At 76.9% G+C, this 5,570-nt stretch carries 3 protein-coding genes; all 3 read left to right on the top strand.

Annotated elements, in window-relative coordinates:
* The first annotated feature begins 379 nt into the window (after positions 1–379).
* Complete coding sequence (locus KMS84_RS37650; RefSeq protein ID WP_256921057.1) at positions 380–670, top strand: DUF6355 family natural product biosynthesis protein; 291 nt, start codon at positions 380–382, stop codon at positions 668–670.
* Positions 671–804: 134 nt separating this feature from the next.
* Positions 805–4,167 carry an AfsR/SARP family transcriptional regulator gene (locus KMS84_RS37645; protein ID WP_256921056.1) on the top strand — a complete coding sequence of 1,121 codons (3,363 nt, stop codon included), beginning with the start codon at positions 805–807 and terminating at the stop codon, positions 4,165–4,167.
* A partial coding sequence (locus KMS84_RS37640; protein ID WP_256921055.1) for a BTAD domain-containing putative transcriptional regulator occupies positions 4,157–5,570 on the top strand: 1,414 nt, incomplete at its 3' end. The genes KMS84_RS37645 and KMS84_RS37640, both read left to right, overlap by 11 nt.

Here is a 5,570-nt window from a genome sequence, read left to right as displayed (position 1 = left end):
GCGGTGGCCAGGATCATGCGAGCAGAACGCATCTGATGGTCCTTCCGTCACGACCGGGCAGCCGACACCACGTCAGCTCACCTGACCCGGCCTGACGTGATCCACCGTCAGCCAGCCCGGGCGCCGGCACCACTCGGGGCGGTCAGCCGGGTGAACCGGGCCGCCCTGCCCGGACGCAGGGCCCCCGACTCCCCTCCTCCGAAAGGATCACTCCGACGGCCCAGCGGAGAATCGATTCGCGGGGTGAAGGGCGTGTGACGTCCGGTCAGTTCGGCCGGCCCGCGACGATCCTGGTGCGGCCGTTCCCGCCGACCGGCGGCCCTCGGGTACCGCCCGGTCCGGGTCCGGCCCCGATCCCCGTCCGGCAAGGAGTTCCACCGTGTCCGTTCGTCGTACGCTGCTCGCCGCCCTCGGTTCCACCGCCCTGGTGTTCGCCTCCCTGGGCGCGGTGACCACCGCCGCGAGTCCCGCGGCCGCCGACCCCTGCGGCTTCTACGAGACAGGCTCCGACGCGTTCTACCACCACTGCACCTCCGACGGCTCGCACGTGGTCGTCAAGGTCGAGGTGGCCCGCGCGCCCGACCACGAGCGGTGCGTCGGGCCGGGCCGGACGTGGCTCGGCTCGGCCTCCAGGATCCAGGGCGCCCACTACACCGGCCGCCTCTGCTGACACCCTCCCCGGCTCACCTCGCCCGGGCCCCGGCACGGCGGTGAACAGGGCGAACTCCGCGTCCGTAACTCTGGGTGATCCCTCCTCCGGCGTAGGGTGGAGGGCGGGGAGGGCGAGCCGGAGGGGAGGACGACGTGGGGCTGGAGCCGGTGCGGTTCGCGGTCCTGGGGGACGTGCGCGTCCATCGGGGGACCGTCGTGCCGGACCTCGCGGGGCCGCAGGAACGCGCGTTCACGGCGTTGCTGCTGGTCTGCGCGGGAGCCCCGATCGCCGTGAGCGAGATCGTCGAGGTCCTCTGGGGAGCGGATCCGCCGCGCAGCGCCGTCAACGTCGTCCGCCGGCACGTCGGTTCGCTGCGCCGGCTGCTGGAGCCCGGCCTCGCCGTGCGCGCGCCGGGCCGCTGGCTGGCGCGGGACGCCGGCGGATACCGGCTGGCGGTGGACGCCGGCTCCCTGGACCTGCTGAGGTTCCGCGCGCTGCGCGAGGAGGCGAACCGCGTCTCCCGTCGTTCGCCCGAGCGGGCGCTGCCCCTGCTCACCGAGGCGCTCGCGCTGTGGAGCGGTCCGGTCGCCGCGGGCGTCCCCGACCGGATCCGCGCCCATGCGCTCTTCGCCGCCGTCGACCGTGAGCGGCTCGCCGCGGTGCGGGAGGCGGCCGACGCCGCGGCGCGTGCGGGCATGCCGCAGGCCGTCCTCGCCGAACTGCGGCAGGCCGCCGACCGGCATCCGCTGGACGAACCCCTGCAATCCGCGCTCGTCCTCGCGCTGGGGGCGGCCGGGCGTCGGCCCGAGGCGCTCACCGTGTACGAGTCCGTCCGGGCGCGCCTGGCCGAGGAACTGGGGATCGACCCCGGGGCCGAACTGCGCGAGGCCCGCGACGCCGTCCTGCACGTCCACGTCTCGACCACGGCCTCGCCCGATCCCCGGCGCCGGGAGAACCCGGAGAGTCGGGATACCCCGGAGAGTCGGGAGAACCGAGGCAGCCGGGAGGGCTGGGAGAACCGGGAGGGTCGGAACAGCCGGGGGAGTCGGGGGAGTCGGGGGAGTCGGGGGAGCTGGGAGAACCGGGCTGGCCGGGAGGGCACGGAGAGCGCCCCGTGCCCGCGAGGTGCGCAGAGCCCGCAGGACCCGGGGCATGCGCGGGGCCCGAACGGTCCGGTGGGCCCGACGATTCCGGGGGGCCTGTGGAGCCCTCGGGACCCGGAGATCCCGGAGATCCCGGGGGGCCCGCCGGGTCCGGAGGATGCCGTCGTGCTCTGCGACTCCTCTGCCGGGCCCGGACCCGCGGCCGAGCCCGAGCCCCGGCCCGTGGCCGCGGCCGAGCCCGCGGCCATGCCCGCTCGTCCCGTCCCCGACCAACTGCCGCAGGACGTGCCGGGCTTCACCGGCCGGCAGGCGGAACTCGACGAGATCCTGAGGCTGCTCGACGCGGGCGGCCCGCACCCGGAGCCGACGCGTTCGGACGTCGGTCCGGAGGGCTTCGCGCAGGCGGTGCTCGCGCAGGCTGGCCTCGCGCACGAGGGCGCCGCCCACGAGGGCGCCGCGGTCGCGGCCCGGCCAGGGACCGTCGTGATCGGCGCCATCGCCGGCATGGCGGGCGTCGGCAAGACCTCCCTCGCCGTGCACTGGGCCCACCGCGTCGCCGACCGCTTCCCCGACGGCCGGCTCTACGTGAACCTGCGCGGCTTCGACCCGTCCGGCGCCGTCATGGAACCCGGCGAGGCGGTACGGGGGTTCCTGGACGCGCTCGGCGTGCCGCCCGAACGCGTTCCGCCCGGAGCCGACGCGCAGAGCGCGCTCTACCGCAGCGTCCTCGCCGGGCGGAAGGTCCTCGTCGTCCTCGACAACGCGCGCGACGCCGACCAGGTGGAGCCCCTGCTGCCCGGCGCGCCCGGCTGTCTCGCCCTCGTGACCAGCCGCGACGCGCTGACCGGGCTGGTCGCCGCCCACGGCGCGCACTCCCTGACGCTGCGTCCCTTCGACGCGGACCAGGCACGGGCCTTCCTGGACCGGCGGCTGGGAGCCGAGCGGGTGGCGGCCGAGCCGGAAGCGGCCGACGAGATCGGCGACCTGTGCGCCGGACTGCCCCTCGCCCTCGCCTGCGCGGCCGCCCGCGCCGCCGTCCACCCCCACTTCGTGCTCTCCGCCGTCGCCGCCGAGCTGCGCGAGCTCCACGGCAGCCTCGCCGCCTTCGCCCGCGATGACGCCACGGTGGACGTCGGCACGGTCTTCTCCTGGTCCTCGCGCGCGGTCTCGGCCCAGGCGGCCCGGCTGTTCCGGCTGCTCGCCCTGCACCCCGGCCCCGACTTCACCCTTCCGGCCGCCGCCGCGCTGGCCGGGCTCAGCGTCCGCCGGACCCGTCCGCTGCTGGCCGAACTCACCGCGCTGCACCTGGTCGCCGAACCCACGCCCGCCCGCTACTCCTTCCACGACCTGCTGCGGGCCCACGCCGGGGAACTCGTCGACGAACAGCACTCCGGCGCCGACCGGCAGGCTGCGCTCGACCGGCTCCACCACCACTACCTGCACACGGCCCACGCCGCCGAGCGGCTCCTCGCCCCCCACGCCGACCCGCTGCCTCCGCCGCCCGCGCCCCCGGGCGTGCACCCCGATCCCCTCGCCGACGACGGCCGGGCCCTGGCCTGGCTCACCGCCGAGCACGCCGTGCTGCTCGCCGTCGTCGAGGCGGCCGCCACGTCCGGGCGCCCCGCGCAGGAACGTCTCGCCTGCCAACTGGCCTGGTCCCTGGAGCCGTTCTTCGACCGGCGCGGGCACTGGCACGACGGACTGGCCGTCCAACGGACCGCGCTCGACGCCGCCCTGCGCAGCGCCGACCCCGTCCTGGAGGCCCGCGGCCTGGGCGCGCTGGCCAGGATCGAGGGTCGGCTCGGACTGCACAAGCGGTCCGTCGCCCGCCTCGAGCGGGCCCTGGCCCTCTTCACCGAGCTCGGCGACGACGCCGGCCGCGCCCACACCCACCGCAGTCTCGGCTGGCACCGCGAGCAGCGCGGGGACCTGCCCGGCGCGCTGCGTCACAACCAGGTCGCCCTCGACCTCTTCCGGTCCCGGGGAGACCGCGCCGCCCAGGCCGGCGTCCTGAACTCCGTCGGCTGGTACCACGCGCTCCTCGGCGAGTACCGGCAGGCCCTGGAGCACTGCTTCGCGGCCCTCGCCATGCTCCAGGAACTCGGCGACCGCTACGGCCAGGCCGCCACCTGGGACAGCATCGCCTACGCCCACCACCACCTCGGCCGGCACCCGCACGCCCTCCTCGGCTACCACAACGCGCTCGTCCTGCTGCGCGACCTGGGCGTGCCCTACCTGGAGGCCGAGATCCTCGTCCGGGTCGGCGAGACCCACCTCGCGACCGGCGACCACGAGGGCGCACGCGTGGCCTGGCGGCAGGCGCTCGGCCTGCTGCGCGGCCTCGGACATCCCGACGCCGAACGGGTCGAGGCCCTGCTGACCGCACGGGACGGCCGCGCCGGTGCCGGCTGACACCCCGTCCGCGACGACCGGTGACGTCGGCGGGACGACGCGGTTCGAGGTCCTGGGGCCCGTACGGGTCCGGCGCGGGGAACGCGAGCTCGACCTCGGGTTCCCCCAGCAACGCGCGCTGCTCGCGCTGCTCCTGGCGCACACGGGCCGGCCCGTAACGCCCGGCGAGATCCTCGACGCGCTGTGGGGCGAGCGGCCGCCCGTCAGCGCGCCCAACGTGGTGCGGCGATACGTCGGCTCGCTGCGGCGGCTGCTGGAACCGGGGCTGGCGCCCCGGGTGGCCGGCCGGCGGCTGCTGCGCTCCACCGGCGGCTACCTGCTCCAGGCGCACACCGACGAGGTCGATCTGCTGCGTTTCCGCGAGCTCACCCGGCGCGGGAAGCGCGCGGCGGCCACCGGACGCGCCGAGGCGGCGACCGGGCACCTGGTCGCGGCACTGGGGGAGTGGCGGGGGCCGGTGGCGATGGGGATCCCCGAGTCGGTGCGCGCCCACGTCCCGTTCACGGCGGTGCGACGGGAACTCCTGGACGCCACACGGCTGGCGGCCGACGCGGCCCTGCTCTGCGGCCGGGCCGATGTGGTGCTGCCCGCGCTGCGCCGGGCCGTCGCACACGACCCGCTCGACGAGCCGCTGCACGCCCGGCTGGTGCTCGCCCTGGCCGCCCGCGGTCTTCAGGCGGAGGCGCTGGGAGCGTACGACGACGTCCGACGGCGGCTCGCCCGCGACCTGGACGTCGCCCCCGGCCCCGAGCTGTCCGCCGCGCACACCCGGGTGCTGCGCCAGGAAGTCGGCCGGCTGAGGTCCGGCCCCGTGGTGAGCCTGGGGCGACCGGCGCACCTCGTGGACCTGCGCCGCGCCACGGACCCCCGCACCGGCCCCACGCCCGATCCCACCGCGCCGAGCACGACCCCCGGACCCGGGCCCGGACCCGAGCGTGCGGCCGCGCCCGGACGCGCGGACGCCCACCCCGACGGCGCCTCGCGGGCCGACGACACCGCCGACGGCAACGGCAACGGCAACGGCAACGGCCACCGGGACGGCGAAGGCGAAGGCGAAGGCGGCGGGCCCGGGCGCGCAACCGGGCCCGACGACCCGACGACCGTTTCCGGAGCCTCCGACAGAGGGGTCGGCTTCCTCGGCGGCCCCGGCTCTCCCGGCCGCTCCGCCGGTCACGGGACCGGTCTCCCGGACCCTGGGCGTGCCCCCGCTCGACCCGCTGCCTCCGGCGCAGCCGCACTGCGCCGCGTCGGACCGACCCGCGACTTTCGGCCGCGGAACGACGGCCGGGGAACCTCCGCGCCGCAGGAAGCCGACCCCCGAGGCGGACCCGCGCCGTTCACACACCCCGGCCTCAGGCGCGGCGAGCTCACCCCAGCGGACCTCACCCCGCCCGACCTCACCC

It is taken from the genome of Streptomyces hilarionis (assembly GCF_024539675.1).
GTDB lineage: Bacteria > Actinomycetota > Actinomycetes > Streptomycetales > Streptomycetaceae > Streptomyces > Streptomyces hilarionis.
Note: the sequence above shows the minus strand (reverse complement) of the source record. Positions and strands in the feature narration are given on the sequence as shown.